Source organism: Micromonospora sp. CA-263727 (assembly GCF_050942455.1).
Lineage (GTDB): Bacteria > Actinomycetota > Actinomycetes > Mycobacteriales > Micromonosporaceae > Micromonospora.
This window is the reverse complement of the sequence record NZ_CP192031.1, coordinates 5711714-5731290: the sequence shown is the minus strand read 5'-3', so window position 1 is coordinate 5731290 and position 19577 is coordinate 5711714. Positions and strand designations below refer to the sequence as shown.

Here is a 19577-nt window from a genome sequence, read left to right as displayed (position 1 = left end):
CCGACGGTCGGCGCTCTGGCAGGCAGACTTCGCCGGTCGCGCACGCCCGTGCGCCCGGGGAAACACCTTTGCGGCAACCCTGCGTGGCAGCGCTCACCCGCGCCCGGGGAAGCCAGAACTGGAGAACGTCCATGCTCGAGAACGAGCCCGAGGGCGGCGAACGGACCGGCGCGAACCCGGCCGCCGAGACCGCCGAGAACAGCACCGCCGGCATGGCGAGTGGGGCAACCGGCGCCGCGGCGCCGCAGGACGCGACCGGCGGCACGCCGGACGCCGCCGCGCCGGAGGAGTCCGTCGTCGCGCCCGGGGAGGCCACCGGCACCGTGAGTGGCACCGCCGACCTGGCCGGCGCGTCGACCGGCGAGGCCCCGCCGAAGCGGCGAGCCACCCGACGCCGGGCCGGCCCGGTGAGCCAGCCGGAGCAGACCGACGCCCCGGTGGAGGCATCCAGCGTCCCGGTCGCGGGCAGCGGCGAGGCGCCCCAGGCCGAGGTCTTCGCCCCGGTCTCCGGCGACCTCGACGTCGCACCGAAGACCACCCGCCGGCGTCGCAAGGCCACCACCGCGCAGAAGGCGGTCGAGGAGCCGTTGACCGCGGCCGAGGTCGAGGCCGCCGCCGGTGACGTCGTACCGCCGGTCAAGGTGACCCGTACCCGCCGGAAGAAGGCCGCCCCCGAGGCGGTGGCCGAACCGACCCAGGAGCCTGCGGTCGAGGAACCGGCGGCCAGCATCGACTCCGGCGCTGCCGTCCCACCGACCGAGAGCGCCGTCCCGTCCGGGGGGGTGCCCGCCGAGAGCGGTGCGGGTGAGCAGCCCGCGGCCCCGCCCGCCGAGGAGACGGCCGCGGAGCCCGCATCGGAGCCCCGGTCCCGCCGGCGGCGGGCCGCGCTCACCGCGCCGACGGTGCTGTTCATGGCCCCGGAGGAGGTCACGGCCGCGCGTTCCGCCGCCGCGGCGCCGGTCGCCGCGGAGGAGGCCGCCGAGGAGCCGGCCGAGCCGGCCCGGCGACGCCGGCGGGGCCGCCGCGAGGCCGAGCCCGTGGTGGAGGTCGAGGTCGAGGAGGAACCCGCCGCGGAGGCCGAGGAGGCCGCCGAGGAGGAGGAAGACGAGGAGACCGCCGCCGGGCGGCGACGCCGCCGGCGTGGTCGCCGGGGCCGGGGCCGCGGCAAGGGCGGCGCCGATGACGTCGACGACGTCGAGGAGAGCGAGGCCGACGAGGCCGTCCAGGCTGAGGCGGACGAGGCTGAGGCGGACGAAGCCGGCGAGGATTCCGAGGGCGGCGAGGAGGGCGACGGGATGACCCGTCGGCGCCGTCGCCGTCGCCGCCGGGGCGCCGGCGACACCGAGGGCGCCGCCGACGACGGCGTGCCCACGGTGGTGAAGATCAGGGAGCCGCGCCGGACGGTCGACGAGGTACAGGGCGTCTCCGGATCGACCCGGCTGGAGGCCAAGCGGCAGCGCCGCCGGGACGGCCGCGAGCAGCGCCGGACCCGCCCGCCGATCCTCAGCGAGTCCGAGTTCCTGGCCCGCCGGGAGGCGGTCGACCGGGTGATGGCGGTACGCCAGCGCGGTGACCGTACCCAGATCGCCGTGCTGGAGGACGGCGTCCTGGTCGAGCACTACGTCACCCGCAACTCCGCCGGCACCATGGCCGGCAACGTCTACCTCGGCAAGGTGCAGAACGTGCTGCCCAGCATGGAGGCGGCGTTCGTGGACATCGGCCGGGGCCGCAACGCGGTCCTGTACGCCGGCGAGGTGAACTGGGACACCACCGGTCTGGAGGGGCGGGCCCGCTCGATCGAGCAGGCGCTCAAGTCCGGCGACTCGGTGCTGGTGCAGGTCACCAAGGATCCGATCGGGCACAAGGGCGCCCGGTTGACCAGTCACATCGCGCTCTCCGGCCGGCACCTGGTCTACGTGCCGGGCGGCAACGCCTCCGGGATCAGCCGCAAGCTGCCGGACACCGAGCGCAAGCGGCTGCGCGACGTGCTGAAGAAGCTCGTTCCGGACGGCGCGGGGGTGATCGTACGGACCGCGGCCGAGGGAGCCAGCGAGGACGAGCTGGCCCGGGACGTCAAGCGGCTCCAGGCGCAGTGGGAGGACATCCAGGCCAAGGCCGCCGAGGGCGGTGCGCCGGTGCTGCTCTACGAGGAGCCGGATCTGGTCATCCGGGTGGTCCGTGACCTGTTCAACGAGGACTTCCGCGAGCTGGTGATCGAGGGCGACGGGGCGTACGACCTGGTCGAGTCGTACCTGTCGCACGTCTCGCCGGACCTCGTCGCGCGGCTGCGCCGGCACGTCGGCACCACGGACGTCTTCGCCGACTGCCGCATCGACGAGCAGATCCTCAAGGGGCTCGACCGCAAGGTCTTCCTGCCCTCCGGCGGTCACCTGGTGATCGACCGGACCGAGGCGATGACCGTGGTCGACGTCAACACCGGCAAGTACACCGGTGCCGGCGGCAACCTGGAGGAGACGGTCACCCGCAACAACCTGGAGGCGGCCGAGGAGATCGTCCGCCAGCTGCGACTGCGGGACATCGGCGGCATCGTGGTGATCGACTTCATCGACATGGTGCTGGAGTCGAACCGGGAGCTGGTGCTGCGTCGGCTGACCGAGTGCCTGGGCCGGGACCGCACCAAGCACCAGGTCACCGAGATCACGTCGCTGGGCCTGGTGCAGATGACCCGTAAGCGGATCGGCGCGGGGCTGCTGGAGGCGTTCAGCGAGACCTGTGACTGCTGCAAGGGCCGTGGCCTGATCATCCACACCGAGCCGGTGCCGGAGAAGCCGCGCGCGGGCACCGGGGACAAGGTCAAGGCGGTCGCCGGGGCGGCTGCCCCGGCGACCGAGCCGGCGGGCGGCTCGTCCCGGCGTCGAGCCCGCAAGAGCGCCCCGGCCGAGCGGACCGTGGTGGAGGTCACCGAGACCGACAACACGAGCACCGTCGACGCCGACTTCCACGACACCATGGGCTACGACCTGTCCCGCTACGAGACGGAGACCCCGGCCGCGCCGGCCGTCGCGGAGAGCCAGCAGGGCGAGTCCGCCCGGCTGGCCGCGCCGGACGACCCGGACGCGCTGGCCGAGGGGGACGACGAGGAGAGCGCCGAGGGCGGTACCGGCCGCCGTCGCTCCCGCCGCGGTGGCGCGCGTCGCCGTACCCGACCGTGACCGGCTGACCGGCCGACCTTCCGTGGGGCCCCTCCCGGCGGTGCTCTCCGCCCGCCGGGAGGGGCTCTCCCGTGCCGGCACCGACTTGTTAACCGGGGGCCCCGCCTCTACACCAGGCGTTAAGAAGGGTCCCTTCCTTCACCCCCGGTTTGGGGTGGGGGGTGGGGATGGCGTACGCTGGCCTGCGGTGCACTTTGGTGTGCCGAGTTCCTGCGTGCCCGCGCCGCCGTGCCTCTGCTACCCGGCGAGCCGCCGCGGGAACTACCACCAGCAGCCTCAACGACAGGGAGTCCGCCTCCGATGTACGCGATCGTCAAGACCGGCGGCAAGCAGTACAAGGTCGCCGAAGGCGACGTGATCGAGGTCGAGAAGCTCGTCGGTGCCCCCGGCGACGCGGTGAAGCTCGCCGCGGTGCTCCTCGTCGACGGTGACGACCTGGTGACCGATGCGGCGAAGCTCGCTCAGGTCGAGGTGTCCGGCGAGATCGCCGCGCACACCAAGGGCCCGAAGATCCGGATCCACAAGTTCAAGAACAAGACCGGCTACCACAAGCGCCAGGGTCACCGCCAGCCGTTGACCCAGGTCAAGGTGACCGGCATCTCCAGCGGGAAGTAGGTCGTCCTCAGATGGCTCACAAAAAGGGTGCGTCCAGCTCGCGCAACGGCCGTGACTCCGCGGCCCAGCGGCTCGGCGTGAAGCGCTTCGGTGGTCAGGTCGTCAGCGCGGGCGAGATCATCGTCCGGCAGCGCGGCACCAAGTTCCACCCCGGTGACCTGGTCGGCCGTGGCGGCGACGACACGCTCTTCGCGCTGGCCCACGGTGCGGTCCAGTTCGGCACCAAGCGCGGTCGCAAGACCGTCAGCATCGTGCCGCAGCAGTAGTTCTCCGGCGTAAGCGGGCCGCGGACCTGATGTCCCGGCCCGCTTCGCTTTTTCTCGCGCGGGGCCCGACCCCGCTGGAAGGATTGCGGCGTGACGACGTTCGTTGACCGGGTCGTCCTGCACCTGCAGGCTGGCGACGGCGGGCACGGCTGTGTCTCGATCCACCGGGAGAAGTTCAAGCCGTTCGGCGGCCCCGACGGGGGCAACGGTGGGCACGGCGGCAGCGTCTCCCTGGTGGTCGACCCGCAGGTGCACACGCTGCTCGACTTCCACTTCCGCCCGCATGTCAAGGCACCGAGCGGCCGGGGTGGCGCGGGTTCCAACCGGGACGGCGCCAACGGCGGGGATCTGGTGCTGAAGGTGCCCGACGGCACGGTCGTGCAGACCTCGGACGGCACCGTGCTGGCCGACCTGGTCGGCGCCGGCACCACCTTCGAGGCGGCCCGGGGTGGGCGCGGTGGCCGGGGCAACGCCTCGCTGGCCAACGCCCGCCGCAAGGCACCCGGCTTCGCCGAACTCGGCGAGCCGGGCGAGCAGCTGGACGTGGTGCTGGAGCTCAAGAGCGTCGCCGACATCGGCCTGGTGGGCTTCCCGTCGGCCGGCAAGTCGTCGCTGATCTCGGTGATCTCGGCGGCCAAGCCGAAGATCGCCGACTACCCCTTCACCACGCTGGTGCCGAACCTCGGCGTGGTCCGGGTCGACAACCACACCTTCACGGTCGCCGACGTGCCCGGCCTGATCCCGGGCGCGGCCACCGGCAAGGGGCTGGGGTTGGAGTTCCTCCGACACGTCGAGCGCTGCGCCGTGCTGGTGCACGTGATCGACACCGCCACCCTGGAGCCAGGTCGGGACCCGCTGGCCGACATCGACACCATCGAGGCGGAGTTGACCGCGTACGGCGGGCTGGCCGACCGGCCCCGGCTGGTCGCGCTGAACAAGGTCGACGTGCCCGACGGCCGGGACCTCGCCGAGATCGTCCGCCCCGACCTGGAGGCGCGTGGCCTGCGGGTCTTCGAGGTGTCGGCGGCCACCCGGGAGGGGCTCAAGGAGTTCACCTACGCGATGGCCGAGCTGGTGGAGCAGTCGCGGTCCGCGGCGCCGCCGGCCGAGCCGACCCGGATCGTCATCCGGCCGAAGGCGGTCGACGACGCGGGCTTCACCATCGTCGCGGAAGGCGATGGCTCGTACACGGTGCGCGGTGGTCGCCCGGAGCGGTGGGTGCGCCAGACGAACTTCGACAACGACGAGGCGGTCGGCTACCTCGCCGACCGGCTGGCCCGGCTGGGCGTCGAGGAACAGTTGGCGAAGGCGGGTGCCCAGCCGGGCGACCTGGTGCGCATCGCCGAGCGGGAGTTCGACTGGCAGCCGACCCTCTACGCCGGTGTCGAATTCGTGCCCGGCGCCCGGGGCCGCGACGTCCGGCTGGAGGAGCAGACGACCCGGGCCAGCGCGGCCGAACGGTTGGCGGCCCGCAAGGCCCGCCGGCAGCGGCCGGAGGACGAGGTCGAGCCGTCGCCGGATCCCGACGGGGATGACGCCGGCTAGCCGTGTGCGGTCCGAAATCGGGACGACTGCCGGAAACCTCCGCGAAATCCCATGGGCATAGCGTGGCGTGATGTTGATCGAGTCCCGCCCCGCCACGGATCCGGAGGTCGCCGCGCTGGTCACGGCCGAGCAGCGCGAACTCGGCGCGACCGGCGCGCCGCGGGAGGACCTCCAGTACCTGGCGGTGGTGGTCGCTGGCCGGGCGGTGGCCTGCGGTGGGCTCCGGGACCTGGCCGACGGTGTCGGCGAGCTGTCGGGGATGTACGTCCGACCGGCGTTCCGGGGCCGGGGGATCGGCCGGCAGTTGCTGGCCGCGCTGGAGGAACTGGCATTCCGGCAGGGGCACTCGCTGCTCTGCCTGGAGACCGGGACGTACCAGGCGGTGGCCATCTCGCTCTATCGGTCCGGCGGGTACGAGCCGGTGCCGGCCTACCGCGAGCAGACGGGCGGGCCGAACCGGGTCTGCCTCGCCAAGCGACTGCCGGTCGCCGCCTGAGGCGTCAGGGTCGATCGATCGGGTTGTCCAGCCGGCCACCCGTGCCGGCCCGCCGGGACAGCAGCAGGCCGAGGGCCAGCATGCCGATGCCGAGAAACAGGTGTAGCCAGTTGTCGGCGTTGTTCACCGGGATCCAGTTGGCCGAGCCCTTGTTCACCACGGCCAGCCCGTAGATCCAGAGGACGAGGTACACCACGCCCCCGCCGATCAGGAAGAGCCGGGCGCCGGCCAGGGTGCGGGCCAGCGCCAGGCCGACCACGCCGAAGGCGAGGTGCACCAGGTTGTGCAGGACCGAGACCTGGAACAGCCCGAGCAGCTTGGCCCCGGAGTGGTGCCCGGCGAAGCTCAGGTCGGAGTAGTCGGTGGTGATGCCCGGGATGAACCCGAGCACCCCGATCAGGAGGAAGATCACCGCCAGGATCATGGCGGCGAGTTGGGCCGGGGGCCTGCGCCCCGCCGCCCTACCGCGAACGTTGTGCGCCATCGTGGTTCCCTCCGTGGGGCGGCGGCCGTCCGAGCGCGCCGGGTTCGACCTGATCCCGACGATTCCTCATCCTGACGGGGGCGGGGACGACTCCGCAGAGAAATGCCGGACCGGGCCGGCCCGCCGCTGATCACCCGGCCCGCCGGCAGGTCGGTGGTCAGCCGGTCCGCCGGCGGGCATCGGTGGTCAGCCGATCCGGCGGACGGCGGTGACGACGAATCCGCTGGCCGGCAGCGCCGGCATCCGGCGCAGGTCGATCGCGAGGTCCTGCGGCGGCACGTCGTACCGGAGCGCCCCGGTCAACAGGGTCACCGCCCGTTTCAGCAGCTCGATGGCGACCCACTCGCCGGCGCAGCGGTGCCCGCCGAGGTGTCCACCGCCGCCCTGCGGTACCAGCGTGAACGGGTCGCCCCGCCAGCCGGCGAAGCGTTCCGGCCGGAACTGCTCCGGCTCCGGCCAGAGCGCCGGGTGATGATCGGTGCCGTAGAGGTCCAGCAGCACCCGGCGACCCTGCGGGAAGTGGTAGCCCTGCCAGTCGAAGGAGCGCCGGACCCGGGCGGCGGCCACCGGGAAGAACGGGTAGTAGCGGCGGACCTCCTGGACGAACTGCTCGGTTGCGTCGTCGTCGTCGCGTACCCGCTGCCGCCAGGCGGGGTGGTCGTGCAGGGCCAGCGCGGCGAAGACCACGAAGCCGGCCACGGCGACGGTCGGGCGCAGCACGTTGAGCAGTTCGACCGCGGCGACCCGGCGGGGCAGCGGCCGGCCCTGACCGTCGCGGTGCTCGGCGACCACCCGCAGGGCGCCGCCCTCCGGCGCGGGCAGCGTGCCGGCGCGTACCCGCTCGACGAGGTCGCCGGCCCAGCGCTCGCCGCGCAGCCGGCCCACCCGGCCGCGCCAGTGCCGCGGCCCGACCGACACGGCACTGTTGATCATGGCCTGTAGGTGCTCGGTGCGCCGGTCCACCTCGCCGGCGGCCAGCGGCACCCCGGCCCAGGCGCAGACCGCCTCGGTCAGCATCGAGGCGACCTCGGTGTGCAGCGTCACCGGCCCGGCCAACTCCCAGGCGGGGATCCGGGCCCGCCACTCGTCGGCGAAGAGCTGCCCGAGCTGCCGGACCGCGGTCGGGGTCATCAGCGACATGAACATCGCCTTGCGGTGGTGGTGGGCGGCGCCGTCGAGGCCCTGCACGCCGCCCCGACCGGTCAGCGTCCGTTGGCCCCGGACCGGCATGGCGCCCTCGCGGACGAACCGGTCGGCGTCGTAGAACAGCTCGGCGGCCGGCCGGCCGCGCAGGCAGATGGTCGGCTCCAGCAGCAGCCGGGTCTGGAAGATGTCGCTGCCGTACCGCTCGCACCGCTCGCCGATGAACCGGTAGCCGGCCCGCAGGAAGGCCACGGTGCTGTCCGGGCTGCGGTCGGTCGGAATGGTCGCCATGGGATCCCCTGCCACCGGGCACGGCCGTCGCCGACCGGCTCCCTGTCCCTTGCCGGTTGGCTTCTACCCAGGTCAGGGCCGGTGGAACCCGGTCCGGCCCGGGAGGCGGGCGCTGGCTGGCCAGGATGATCCGGGTGTGCCGGCTGGCCCCTCCCAAAAGCGCGTGAAGCTGGTTTGCTCAGTTCCGGCGGCGCCGCTCGTCGCTTCACCGTGCATCTCGGCTTCACCGCCCGCGATCTCGGGGTGGCCCGCGAGGTGGCGGTCGGCTACGCCGAGGCACTGAGCCTCCTGCGGCCCGAGTTGGCGCTCGGTGCCTCCGCGCTCTCGCCAGCCGAGGCGTGGCAGCGGGCGGAGCGGTTGTTCTGCGGTGCGCTCGGGCCGGACGGTGAACGCTGCGTCGATGTCGCCGAGCATCTCGGCTTCCATCACGCACCCGGCCCCGGTGGTCTCGGCTGGGGCGACGGTGACGGTGGTCGCGGTTAGCGCGGTCTCCGGGAGGCAGCGCGCCGGTGGGCGAGGACGCCTTTCATTCCACGCCGTGGGCTCCCCTTGCCCAAGCCCCACTAAAGCTGTAGGAAAAGTAGGTCATTGCGATCGGGAGAGACCGTGACCGCTGTTCCTGTTGTGCCGGCCGTGGGTGTCGAGACCGGTCCGCCACCGCCGCCGACCCGCGACGTCGCCCGGTCGGCGCGGAGCAGGCGGCTGCGACGCATCGCACTGCGTGCTGTCGCCCTTGCGGTCCTGCTGGCTCTCTGGCAGGCCCTCGCGGTGGTGACGGACAATCCGACGTTCATCCCTGCGCCGGCCGCGGTGTGGGACCGCCTGGTGCAGACCTCCACGACCCACGACGGCATCCGGGGCTACAGCGGAAGCCTGCTGATCGAGCACCTCGGGGTGAGCCTGCGCCGCATCCTCATCGGATCGCTGATCGGGGTGGCGGCCGGGCTGGTTCTCGGAGTGGTGATGGGCACCGTCCCGTGGGTGCGTGTCGCGGCCGAGCCGCTGGTGACCTTCGTGCGCGCACTGCCACCTCTGGCGTACTTCAGCCTGCTCATCATCTGGTTCGGCATCGACGAGACCCCGAAGCTGTGGCTGCTGTCGATCGCCGCTCTGCCGCCGGTCGCGGTCGCCACCGCGTCGGCCGTCAACGCCGCACCCGCCACGCTGGTCGAGGCGGCCCGGGCGCTGGGTGGCGGTCGCTGGGAGGTCATCCGCGACGTGGTGCTGCCGCACGCGCTGCCGGAGATCTTCACCGGCGTCCGGCTCGCCGTCGGCATCGCGTATTCGTCGGTGGTCGCCGCCGAGACCATCAACGGCGTGCCGGGCATCGGCGGCATGGTCCGCGACGCGCAGCGGTACTCGCAGACCGACGTGGTGGTGCTCGGCCTCTTCGCCATCGGACTCTCCGGCCTGCTCATCGACGCGTTACTCCGCGGCGCGGAGGACCGGCTCGTTCCCTGGCGCGGTCAAGGCTGACCGCGCCGCCCACCTTGCCCCAAGAATGGACATGCCGTGCAGCGAACGATCATCCGCATCCTCGGCGCCGCCGCCGTGCTCCTCGCCACCGTCTCGCTCGGCGCGTGCGGCGACGGTGCCGCCAGCAACGGCGGTGACCCGCAGAGCAGGACCATCCGGCTCGCCTACCAGGCGTTCCCGAGCGGCGACCTGATCGTGAAGAACCAGCGGCTGCTGGAGAACGCGCTACCGGACTACAAGATCACTTGGACCAAGTTCGACTCCGGCGCGAGCATCAACACCGCCTTCGCGGCCGGCAGCGTGGACATCGCCGCGATCGGCTCCAGCCCGGTCGCCCGCGGGCTGTCGGCACCGTTGAACCTGCCCTACAAGGTGGCCTTCGTCCTCGACGTCGCCGGCGACAACGAGGCGCTGGTGGCCCGCAACGGCACGAACGTCGCCACCGTCGCCGACCTGCGTGGCAAGAAGATCGGCACCCCGTTCGCCTCGACCGCGCACTTCAGCCTGCTCGCCGCTCTGGACCGGGCCGGGGTCAAGGAGTCCGAGGTGACCCTGGTCGACCTGGAGCCGCAGGACATCCTCGCCGCCTGGAGCCGCGGTGACCTCGACGCCGCGTACTCCTGGCTGCCGTCGCTGGACGAACTCAAGAAGACCGGCACGGTGCTGGTCACCAGCCGGGAACTGGCCACCGCCGGCAAGCCGACCCTGGACCTCGGCGTGGTCGCCACCGAGTTCGCCGAGGCCCACCCCGACGCCGTCGACGCCTGGCGGCAGGCCCAGGCGAAGGCGCTCGACCTCATCGCGAGCGATCCCACCGCCGCGGCGACCGCGGTGGGCAGGGAGCTGAACCTGAGCACCGAGGACGCCAAGCACCAGCTGAGCCAGGGCGTCTTCCTCAAGCCGGCCGACCTCGCCGGCCCGGAGTGGCTGGGCACGCCGGAGAAGGTCGGCGGCCTCGCCGACAACCTGCATGCCGCCGCGGTGTTCCTCAAGGAGCAGAACAAGATCGACGCGGTGCCGGACCGATCCGTCTTCGAGAAGGCGATCTACACCAAGGGTCTGCCGGGTGTCCTCCAGTCCTGAGCCCGCGGTCGAGGTCCGAGGCGTCACGCACGTCTACGGCACCGGGCCCACCGCGGTCACCGCCCTGGGCCCGGTCGACCTCCGCGTGCCGTCCGGCACCTTCCTGGTACTGGTCGGCGCCTCCGGGTGCGGCAAGACCACGCTGCTGCGGCTGATCGCCGGCTTTGAACGGCCGACCAGCGGGACGGTGACGGCAGCCGGCGGGACGCCGGTGCCCGGCCGCAACGCCGGCCTGGTGTTCCAGCAACCGCGGCTGCTGCCGTGGCAGACGGTCGGCGGCAACGTCGGGCTCGGCCTGCGGTATGCCGGCGTACCGCAGGCCGAACGCACGCGGCGGGTGGCCGAACTGCTCGACCGGGTCGGGCTTCCGCACGTGGCGCACCGGCGCACCTGGCAACTCTCCGGCGGGCAGCAGCAGCGGGTGGCCATCGCTCGGGCGCTGGCCGTGGAGAACCCACTTCTGCTGCTCGACGAGCCCTTCGCCGCCCTCGACGCGCTGACCCGGGAACGGCTTCAGGAGGACCTGCGCCGGGTCACCGCCGAGACCGGCCGTACCTGTGTGTTCGTCACGCACAGCGTGGACGAGGCGGTGTTCCTCGGTAGCCGGGTGGTGGTCCTGACCAGCCGGCCCGGGCGCATCGCGCTCGACCTGGACGTCGACCTTCCCCGCACCGGCGTGGAGCCGGACGAGTTACGCGGGGCACCGGAGTACGCCGCGCTGCGCGCCACGATCGGCCATGCCGTGCGCGCCGCCGCCACCTGAGGAGACGGGAGACCGCAATGACCGACACCCTGACGAACCTGGCCCTGGATCCGCTCGGGCCACACTTCGGCGCCGAGGTCCGTGGACTGGACCTCGACCGCGCCACCGACGCGGAACTCGCCGCCGTACGCGCGGCGCTGGTGGACCGCAAGGTGTTGTTCTTCGCCGACCAGCGGCTCGACGACGACAGTCAGGTACGCCTCGGGCGCCGGCTCGGCGAGCTGACCGCCTCCCACCCCGTGGTCGGCGGCGTGGACGAGGATCATCCGGAGGTCTACGCGCTGGACAGCGCCGACAACGGCTTCGCCGACGTGTGGCACACCGACGTGACCTTCGTCGCCCGCCCGCCCCTGGGCTCGATCCTGCGGGCGGTCACGCTGCCGCCCAGCGGTGGGGACACGACCTGGGCGGACAGCCAACTCGCGTACGACTCGCTCGCCGAACCGGTGCGGGCTCTGGCGGACCGCCTGGTCGCCGTGCACGACGGCAACCGGGAGTTCGGCTACTACCTCGCGCAACGCCGCGGTGGGCGGGGCAGCCTGTGGGACGGTGAGGTGGTCACCCGGCTCGACCCGGTGGAGCACCCCGTGGTGCGGGTGCATCCGGAGACCGGCCGCAAGGGGATCTTCGTCAATCCGGGCTTCACCTCGCACATCGTCGGCCTCTCCGAGGCCGAGAGCAGGGCGATCCTGGATCTGCTCTACGCCCACCTGACCAAGCCCGAGCACCTGGTACGGCACCGCTGGAAGCCGGGCGACGTGGTGATGTGGGACAACCGCAGCACCGCCCACTACGCCAACCGCGACTACGGCGGCGCACGGCGGATCGTCCACCGCATCACCCTGCGCGGAGACCGTCCCCGGGGGCCGGAGGTTCCCCCGTTCCTGCCCCCGCCGACGGCGCCCTAACCGGGTGACCGACGCGGTGCGCCTCCGGCGCGTTGGCCGCGAGGGCCCGGCCCGAATCCGTCGGTGATCCGGGCCGGGCGGCGGGACCGGCCGCCGGCCGGCGGCCCTGGCCCCGCTATTCAGTCCAGGTCGAACTCGCCGTCCTGGGCGCCCGCGACGAAGGCGTCCCACTCGGCCTGGGTGAACACCAGCACCGGGCCGTCCGGCTCGGCAGAGTTGCGCATGCCGATGAGATCGTCGACGAAGGCGACCTCCACCGCCGCCTCCGAGGTGTCGCCCTCGGCCCGCTGCCATACCGCCCGGGAGAGGTCGAAGTCACCCTTGGGGTGCGCTGTCATGGTCCAGTCCTCCAGTACCAGGGGAGTCGGGGAAGCCGGTTCGCTCCCCCATCGGGCAGGATAAGCGGATGCCGAGCCTGAGCCGTGCAGAGTCGACCGCGCGTGGCGCGTCGATCGTCGTCGTGTCCTACCACGTGGACCTCGACCTCACCGGGGGCGCAGAGCGGTTCCGCTCGCACGTCACGATCCGGTTCCGGGCCGCCGGCACCGAGACCTTCGCCGAGGTCAAGCCCGCGAAACTGCTGGCGGTACGCCTCAACGACGCCGACCTCGACCCGGCCGCGCTGGCCGACAACCGGCTGCCGCTGACCGGGCTGGCCGAGGAGAACACGCTGACCGTGGACGCCGAGATGGCGTACACGAACACCGGCGAAGGGCTGCACCGCTTCGTCGACCCCACCGACGGCGAGACCTACCTCTACGCGATGTCCTTCCTGGACGACGTGCAGCGCATCTTCGCCGCCTTCGACCAGCCCGACCTGAAGGCGCCGGTCACCCTCGCGGTGACCGCCCCGGCACACTGGACGGTGGCGGCCAACGCCGAGCTGGCAGCCAACCCGGCACCGGGGCGCTGGGAGTTCGCCCCCACCCTGCCGATCGCGACCTACTTCTTCACCCTGATCGCCGGCCCCTGGCACGTCTGCCGCGACAGCCACGACGGGATCCCGCTCGGGGTCTACTGCCGGCGTTCCCTCGCCGAGCACCTGGACGCCGACGCGGAGGAGATCTTCACCGTCACGAAGCAGTGCCTGGACCGCTTCCACCAGCTCTTCGACGAACGCTACCCGTTCGGCAAGTACGACCAGGCGTTCGTGCCGGAGTTCAACGCCGGCGCGATGGAGAACCCGGGCCTGGTGACCTTCCGCGACGACTACATCTTCCGGTCGGCGGTCACCGACACCCAGCGGGAGCTGCGGGCCACCACCATCGCCCACGAGATGGCGCACATGTGGTTCGGCGACCTGGTCACCATGCGCTGGTGGGACGACCTGTGGCTGAACGAGTCGTTCGCGGAGTACCTGGGCACCCGGGTCACCGCCGAGGCGACCCGGTTCCGCGAGGCGTGGACGACCTTCGCCCTGCGCCGCAAGGCATGGGGGTACGCGGCGGATCAGCGCCCCTCCACCCACCCGGTCGCTCCCGAGCAGGTCACCGACGCCGCCGAGGCGCTGCTCAACTTCGACGGCATCTCGTACGCCAAGGGCGCCAGCGTGCTGCGACAGCTGGTGGCGTGGCTCGGCGACGAGGCCTTCCTGGCCGGCCTGAACGACCACTTCGCCCGGCACCGGTTCGGCAACGCCACCCTGGCGGATCTCCTCGACAGCCTGGGCACCGCGAGCGCGGCTCCCTCGTCCAACGGCCGGGAGTTGACCGACTGGGCCGACTCCTGGCTGCGTGCCGCGCAGGTCAACACCCTGCGGGCCGAGGTGGCGGTGGACGCCGACGGCCGCTACGCCGAGGTCGCCATCGCACAGACCGCGCCGGCGACGCATCCGGTGCTGCGCCCGCACCGCATCGGCGTCGGCCGGTACGCCGTCGACGGCACCGCCGAGCGCTTCGAGGTCGACCTCGACCCGAAGACCGACGCGGGCCGTACGGTCCTCGCCGGGCTGGCCGGGGAGCCGGCCGCGGCGGTGCTGCTGCCCAACGACGGTGACCTGACCTTCGCGAAGATCCGCCTGGATCCGGCCTCGGCCGACGCGGTGCCGCTGCTGTTGCCCCGGCTGGCCGACCCGCTGGCCCGCGCGCTGCTCTGGGGCGAGGCGCTGGATGCGGCGACCGACGGCGAGCGGCCGGTCAGCGCGGTGGTCGACCTGATCGTGGCGGCGCTGCCCGTCGAGACCGAGGTGATCATCGCCGAGGACGTGCTGACGCTGAGCCGCGCACTGGTCGACCGCTATCTCGACCCGCTGGCGCGGCAGACCGCGCTGGCCCGGGTGGCCGACGCCTGCCGGCGTCTGCTCGACGCCGCCGAGCCGGGGAAGTCGTTGCAGCTGGCTGCGGCGCGCGGCCTGATCGCGGCGACCACCGACGCGGAGCTGCTCGCCGGTTGGCTCGCCGGCCGGGACGCACCGGCCGGACTGGCCGTCGACACCGAGCTGCGCTGGTCCATCCTCGGCCGGCTGGTGGTGCTGGGCGCGGCCGGCGAGGCCGAGATCGCGGCGGAGGCGGCGGCCGACCCGAGCGCCGCCGGTGCGGAGCGCGCCGCGAAGTGCCGGGCCGCCCGGCCCGATCCGGCCGCCAAGCAGGCCGCGTGGGAGATCATCGTGTCGAACACGGAGTTGTCCAACCGCCTGGTCGAGGCGACCGCGACCGGCTTCTGGCAGCCGGAGCAGGCGGAGTTGACCGCCGACCACGTGGCACGGTATTTCGCCGAGATGCCGGCCGCCGCGCGGCTGCGTACGCCCTGGGTGGCCGACGAGGTGGCCAAGCTGGCCTTCCCCCGCTACGCGGTCGCCCAGCCCACCCGGGAGGCGGCCGCGGCGCTGCTGGCCCGCGACGACCTCACGCCGGGGCTGCGCCGGGTGGTCACCGACGCCGACGACGACCTGCGCCGTGCCCTGGTGGCGCGGACGGCGGTGGCCGCCACGACCGCCTGACCGTCCGCCGGCCTGCCTGGCCGCGTGCCGGGTTGACCGCCTGACCGGTGGTGGCCGGGCCGGTGCGGAGGGTGGTCGGCCCGGCCCGGCGTGCGGCCGGCCCGGCATAAGATCATGGAGTGGAGGAAGACATCCGGCGGATCGGGATCATGGGCGGTACGTTCGACCCGATCCACCAAGGGCACCTCGTGGCGGCGAGCGAGGTGGCGGACCGGTTCGGCCTCGACGAAGTGATTTTCGTGCCGACCGGGCAGCCGTGGCAGAAGGCGGACGTCCCGGTCAGCCCGGCCGAGGACCGATACCTGATGACGGTGATCGCCACCGCCTCCAACCCCCGGTTCCAGGTCAGCCGGGTGGACATCGACCGGGGCGGCCCCACCTACACCGTCGACACCCTGCGTGACCTGCATGCCGAGTACGGCCCGAAGGTGCAGCTGTTCTTCATCACCGGCGCGGACGCGCTGGAGCGGATCCTGAGCTGGAAGGACCTCGACGAGATCTTCGAGCTGGCCCACTTCATCGGGGTCACCCGGCCGGGCTTCGAGTTGACCGACGCCCACCTGCCCGCCGACACGGTCAGCCTGGTGCAGGTGCCGGCGATGGCGATCTCCTCCACCGACTGCCGGGCCCGGGTCGCCCGCGGCGAGCCGCTCTGGTACCTGGTGCCGGACGGTGTGGTGCAGTACATCGCGAAAAGGCGGCTCTACCAGGGGTGATCTGGCCTTTTCGCCCCGTTTTCCGGGTGAAACTGGCGAGTCGGGATTCCGGGGCGTGTGAGAGGCTGGAAGCATCGCACGGTTGATCGAAGGAGTACGGTGACAGTTTCCGAACGCGCTCACGAGCTGGCGATCGCCGCCGCCCAGGCTGCGGCCGACAAGAAGGCGCAGGACATCGTCATCATCGACGTGGGCGACCAGCTCGCCATCACCGACGCGTTCCTGCTCGCCGCGGCCCCGAACGAGCGTCAGGTGCAGGCCATCGTCGACGCCATCGAGGAGGCCCTGCTCGACCTGCCGGAGAAGGCCAAGCCGGTCCGGCGCGAGGGCGAACGCGGCGGGCGCTGGGTGCTGCTCGACTACGTCGACATCGTGGTGCACGTCCAGCACACCGAGGAACGCGAGTTCTACGCCCTCGACCGGCTCTGGAAGGACTGCCCGACCATCCCGTTCGTCGACCGGGACCTGGCCCCCGCCGAGGCCGTCGCCGGCTCGGGCGAGTGACCCGGCTGGTCATCTGGCGGCACGGCAACACCGACTGGAACGCCGCCAGCAGGGTGCAGGGGCAGACCGACGTACCGCTGAACGACCTCGGCCGGGAGCAGGCCCGCCAGGCCGCGCCGCTGCTCGCCGCGCTGCGCCCGGACGCCGTCATCGCCAGCGACCTGAGCCGCGCCGCGGAGACCGCCGCCGCGCTGGCCGCGTTGACCGGCCTGCCGGTACGCTCCGACGCCCGGCTGCGCGAACGCCACTTCGGCCGCTGGCAGGGGCTCCTGCTCACCGAGGTCGCCGAGCGGTTCCCCGACGAGTACGCGCGCTGGCGGGCCGGTGACCCCGACCCGGGCGCGGAGATCGAACCGCTGGACGAGTTGGGCAAGCGGATCGGCACCGCGTTGCAGGAGGCCGCCGACGAGCTGGCCGGCGGCACAATCGTCGTCGCCACCCACGGCGGCGCGGCCCGCCAGGGCTGCGGCAACCTGCTCGGCTGGGGCCACCCGGTGCTGCGTGCCATCGGCTCGCTGGGCAACTGCCACTGGACCGAACTACGCCACGACGCCGAGCGCGGATGGCATCTGCGCGCCCACAACGTGGGGGCGATCGCGGTGTCCACCACGCCGGCCCCCGTCTCCGCCGCCGCCTCGCCGTCGGCCGGCTCCGACCCGGTCTGATCCACCCTCCGCCGGATCCGTGGAGGCGCTCGCCCAGCGCGATCGGCTACCGTGCCGGGCATGCCCGTCGCGGTCGTGACCGACTCCACCGCCTACCTCCCGCCCGAGCTGGTGCCGGCGCACCGGCTGACCGTGGTGCCGCTGACCGTGGTGCTCAACGGTGTCGAGGGACTGGAAGGGGTGGAGATCTTCCCGGCGGACGCCACCCGCGCGCTGACCGGGCGACGGGTCTCGGTGAGCACGTCCCGCCCGTCACCGGAGCAGTTCGCCCGGACATACCGCGAGCTGCTGGACGCCGGGGCGGAGGGGGTGGTCTCGGTGCACCTCTCGGCCGGGCTCTCCGGCACGGTCGAGGCCGCCGAGCTGGCCGCCGCGCAGCTGGGTGACCGGGTGACCGTGGTGGACAGCCGCTCCTGCGGGATGGGTCTCGGCTTCCCGGCCATCGCCGCGGCCCGGGCCGCCGGGGAGGGGGCCGACCTGGCCGGTGTACGCGCCGCAGCCGTGGCCGCGGTCGGGCGTACCGGCATCTTCTTCTACGTCGACACGCTGGAGTTCCTGCGCCGGGGCGGCCGGATCAACGCGGCCGAGGCGCTGCTCGGCACGGCGCTCTCGGTCAAGCCGATCCTGCACATGCCGGACGGCGGGATCGTGCTGCGGGACAAGGTGCGCACCGCCAGCCGGGGAGTGGCGCGCCTGGTCGACCTCGCCGTCGAGGCGGCTGGCGACGCAGAGGTGGACCTCGCGGTGCACCACCTGGCCGCCCCGCAACGCGCCGAGGCCCTGTTGGCGGCGCTGGCCGCCCGGCTCGGCGACCGCCTGCACGACGCGTACGTCTCCGAGGCCGGTGCCGCCGTGGCCGCCCACGCCGGCCCCGGCCTAGCCTGCGTGGTCATCCACCGCCACCCCACCCCATAACCCCCACCCGCCCCGCCCCCACCCCGTGCCTCCCGCCCCGCCCCGCCCTGCCCCGCCCTGCCCTGCCCCGCGCCGCCCCCGCCCCGCCGATCTTGCACTTTTGGTGGTTGGAATGCCTTGTTTGGGGCTTTCAGGGCGACGAAAACTGCATGATCGACGGTCGTCCCGGCCGGGGGATGGCGCTCGGCGGGGGTTTGCGGGTGGGTGAGGATGGGGTGTAAGGCGGGCTGGGAGGTGGGCGGGGTGTCGTGTGTGGTGACCGGGGGCGGGCGTGGGGTCGGGCGTGGGATTGTCGGGCGGCTGCTCGCCGGGGGGACGGCGGTGGTGGTGATCGAACGCGATCCGGACGCCGTGTCCTGGGTGGAGGGGCATGCCGGGGCCGGTCGGTTGGCGGCGGTGGTCGGCGACGCCGCCGACGAGGCGGTCGCCGCCCGCGCCGCCGACCTCGCGGAACGGGTCCAGCCGCTCACCGGATGGGTCAACAACGCCGCCGTGTTCCGGGACGCCTCCGTGCACGACGCCCCGGTCGGTGAGGTGGTCGACCTGATCACCCGCAACCTGCGCCCCGCGCTGGTCGGTGTGGCCGTCGCGGTACGCCGCTTCCTCGCCGCCGGCACGGCCGGTGCCATCGTGAACGTCTCGTCCCACCAGGCCGGCCGGCCGGTGCCCGGTTGCCTGCCGTACGCCACGGCCAAGGCCGCCATCGAGGGGCTGACCCGGGCGCTTGCCGTCGAGTACGGCCCACACGGCATCCGGGCCAACGCGGTCGCGCTCGGCTCGGTGACGACCGAACGGCACGAGGCGTTCCTCGCCGGCCAGGAAGCGGACGAGGTGGAGCGGATCGAGACGGAAATGGCCCGGCTGCACCCGGTGGGCCGGATCGGCCAGCCGCGGGACGTGGCGGAGGCGGTGGCGTACCTGCTGTCGCCGGCGGCCAGCTTCGTCAACGGCGTGACCCTGCCGGTCGACGGCGGACGCTCAGTCCTCGGCCTCGACCCGGAATCCCGCTGACCATCGTGGTCCCGGCATCTCCTCCCGGCATCTCCTCCGGACCCGGGGCGTCGATCGGGCCCAGACGGCGGCTGCCTTGCCCGGAGCACCGTCTGGGCTCCGCCTTGGCTCGACCGCCCTTGTCGAACGCGCCTTAGCACATCGCGGGCATGATCAGGGCGTTGTCCACAGGGGGCCGGTTGTCCACAGCGGAGAGGTTCGAGGCACACGGGACCCGGCCTCGTCGTCCTAGCCTCGCGCCGTGTCCAATGACGAGGAGACGGCGGTACGGGAGCGCCTGTGGCGACTGATGCCGGGCGCGACCGCGCGGGGTCCGGACGTACCGTCGATGCCCACGCCCGGCGTGCCTCCGGTCGATTCGCGGCCCGGTGGATCCGCGACGTGGGACGGACCCGTGGCGTCGCCTCGCGGCCCCGATCCGGCGCCGCCACGCCGCCCCGATCCGGCGTCGCTACGCGGCCCCGATCCGGCGTCGCCGGGTGGCCCCGATCCGGCGGTGCCGTTCCGCTCCGATCCGGCGGTGCCGGTCGGCCGCGTCTCGCCGTCCCCGTTGGACGGGCCGACCGTGCTGCTGCCGGTCCATTC

Annotated in this window: 19 protein-coding genes; 16 read left to right on the top strand and 3 right to left on the bottom strand. The window is 73.1% G+C overall.

Features of this window, described 5'->3' with window-relative positions:
- Positions 1-131: 131 nt before the first annotated feature.
- The 5 genes from ACQPYA_RS24995 (at position 132) to ACQPYA_RS24975 (ending at position 6095) form a co-directional block, all read left to right on the top strand.
- Positions 132-3173, top strand: coding sequence for an Rne/Rng family ribonuclease (locus tag ACQPYA_RS24995; RefSeq protein WP_433529519.1), 3042 nt, complete (start codon positions 132-134; stop codon positions 3171-3173).
- Between the two features lie 300 nt (positions 3174-3473).
- Positions 3474-3788: a 50S ribosomal protein L21 gene (gene rplU, locus ACQPYA_RS24990; RefSeq protein WP_013735422.1), complete on the top strand. Its 315-nt coding sequence runs from the start codon at positions 3474-3476 to the stop codon at positions 3786-3788.
- Positions 3789-3799: 11 nt separating this feature from the next.
- The gene (gene rpmA, locus ACQPYA_RS24985; RefSeq protein ID WP_433529518.1) at positions 3800-4054 is read left to right on the top strand and encodes a 50S ribosomal protein L27; all 255 of its coding nucleotides are present in this window, start codon (positions 3800-3802) and stop codon (positions 4052-4054) included.
- Positions 4055-4144: 90 nt separating this feature from the next.
- Positions 4145-5599, top strand: coding sequence for a GTPase ObgE (gene obgE, locus ACQPYA_RS24980; RefSeq protein ID WP_433529517.1), 1455 nt, complete (start codon positions 4145-4147; stop codon positions 5597-5599).
- 70 nt (positions 5600-5669) lie between these two features.
- On the top strand, positions 5670-6095 hold the full coding sequence (locus ACQPYA_RS24975; RefSeq protein WP_433529516.1) for a GNAT family N-acetyltransferase: 426 nt from the start codon (positions 5670-5672) through the stop codon (positions 6093-6095).
- 4 nt (positions 6096-6099) lie between these two features.
- Here the strand turns inward: ACQPYA_RS24975 and ACQPYA_RS24970 are convergent, their stop codons facing one another.
- Complete coding sequence (locus ACQPYA_RS24970) at positions 6100-6579, bottom strand: DUF4383 domain-containing protein (RefSeq protein ID WP_433529515.1); 480 nt, start codon at positions 6577-6579, stop codon at positions 6100-6102.
- Between the two features lie 186 nt (positions 6580-6765).
- The gene (locus ACQPYA_RS24965; protein WP_433529514.1) at positions 6766-8013 is read right to left on the bottom strand and encodes a cytochrome P450; all 1248 of its coding nucleotides are present in this window, start codon (positions 8011-8013) and stop codon (positions 6766-6768) included.
- A 174-nt stretch (positions 8014-8187) separates the two neighbouring features.
- Here ACQPYA_RS24965 and ACQPYA_RS24960 point away from each other — a divergent pair, with 174 nt between their 5' ends.
- From ACQPYA_RS24960 to ACQPYA_RS24940, 5 genes are all read left to right on the top strand, one after another.
- Entirely contained in the window at positions 8188-8496 is a 309-nt protein-coding gene (locus ACQPYA_RS24960; RefSeq protein ID WP_433529513.1) for a hypothetical protein, read from the top strand.
- A gap of 123 nt (positions 8497-8619) precedes the next feature.
- Positions 8620-9489 (top strand): ABC transporter permease, encoded by an 870-nt coding sequence (locus tag ACQPYA_RS24955; protein WP_433529512.1) that lies wholly within the window; start codon positions 8620-8622, stop codon positions 9487-9489.
- A gap of 36 nt (positions 9490-9525) precedes the next feature.
- Positions 9526-10572, top strand: a complete 1047-nt coding sequence (locus ACQPYA_RS24950; RefSeq protein WP_433529511.1) for a taurine ABC transporter substrate-binding protein — start codon at positions 9526-9528, stop codon at positions 10570-10572.
- Positions 10556-11335 carry an ABC transporter ATP-binding protein gene (locus tag ACQPYA_RS24945; RefSeq protein ID WP_433529510.1) on the top strand — a complete coding sequence of 260 codons (780 nt, stop codon included), beginning with the start codon at positions 10556-10558 and terminating at the stop codon, positions 11333-11335. The genes ACQPYA_RS24950 and ACQPYA_RS24945 overlap by 17 nt, the downstream gene beginning before the upstream one ends.
- Before the next feature lie 17 nt (positions 11336-11352).
- On the top strand, positions 11353-12243 hold the full coding sequence (locus ACQPYA_RS24940) for a TauD/TfdA dioxygenase family protein (RefSeq protein WP_433529509.1): 891 nt from the start codon (positions 11353-11355) through the stop codon (positions 12241-12243).
- A 119-nt stretch (positions 12244-12362) separates the two neighbouring features.
- On the opposite strand, the gene ACQPYA_RS24935 is transcribed toward ACQPYA_RS24940, so the two are convergent.
- Complete coding sequence (locus tag ACQPYA_RS24935) at positions 12363-12581, bottom strand: DUF397 domain-containing protein (protein WP_093407559.1); 219 nt, start codon at positions 12579-12581, stop codon at positions 12363-12365.
- Between the two features lie 68 nt (positions 12582-12649).
- Between ACQPYA_RS24935 and pepN the strand changes: the two genes are divergently transcribed.
- From pepN to ACQPYA_RS24905, 6 genes are all read left to right on the top strand, one after another.
- Positions 12650-15181, top strand: a complete 2532-nt coding sequence (gene pepN / locus ACQPYA_RS24930; RefSeq protein WP_433529508.1) for an aminopeptidase N — start codon at positions 12650-12652, stop codon at positions 15179-15181.
- A 119-nt stretch (positions 15182-15300) separates the two neighbouring features.
- Positions 15301-15897, top strand: a complete 597-nt coding sequence (gene nadD, locus ACQPYA_RS24925; protein WP_433529507.1) for a nicotinate-nucleotide adenylyltransferase — start codon at positions 15301-15303, stop codon at positions 15895-15897.
- A gap of 99 nt (positions 15898-15996) precedes the next feature.
- Positions 15997-16401, top strand: coding sequence for a ribosome silencing factor (gene rsfS, locus ACQPYA_RS24920; RefSeq protein WP_433529506.1), 405 nt, complete (start codon positions 15997-15999; stop codon positions 16399-16401).
- Positions 16398-17066 carry a histidine phosphatase family protein gene (locus tag ACQPYA_RS24915; RefSeq protein WP_433529505.1) on the top strand — a complete coding sequence of 223 codons (669 nt, stop codon included), beginning with the start codon at positions 16398-16400 and terminating at the stop codon, positions 17064-17066. Before rsfS ends, ACQPYA_RS24915 begins: the two co-directional genes overlap by 4 nt.
- Before the next feature lie 60 nt (positions 17067-17126).
- Positions 17127-17981 carry a DegV family protein gene (locus ACQPYA_RS24910; RefSeq protein ID WP_433529504.1) on the top strand — a complete coding sequence of 285 codons (855 nt, stop codon included), beginning with the start codon at positions 17127-17129 and terminating at the stop codon, positions 17979-17981.
- A 210-nt stretch (positions 17982-18191) separates the two neighbouring features.
- Positions 18192-18992 carry an SDR family NAD(P)-dependent oxidoreductase gene (locus ACQPYA_RS24905; protein WP_433529503.1) on the top strand — a complete coding sequence of 267 codons (801 nt, stop codon included), beginning with the start codon at positions 18192-18194 and terminating at the stop codon, positions 18990-18992.
- Positions 18993-19577: the final 585 nt, after the last annotated feature.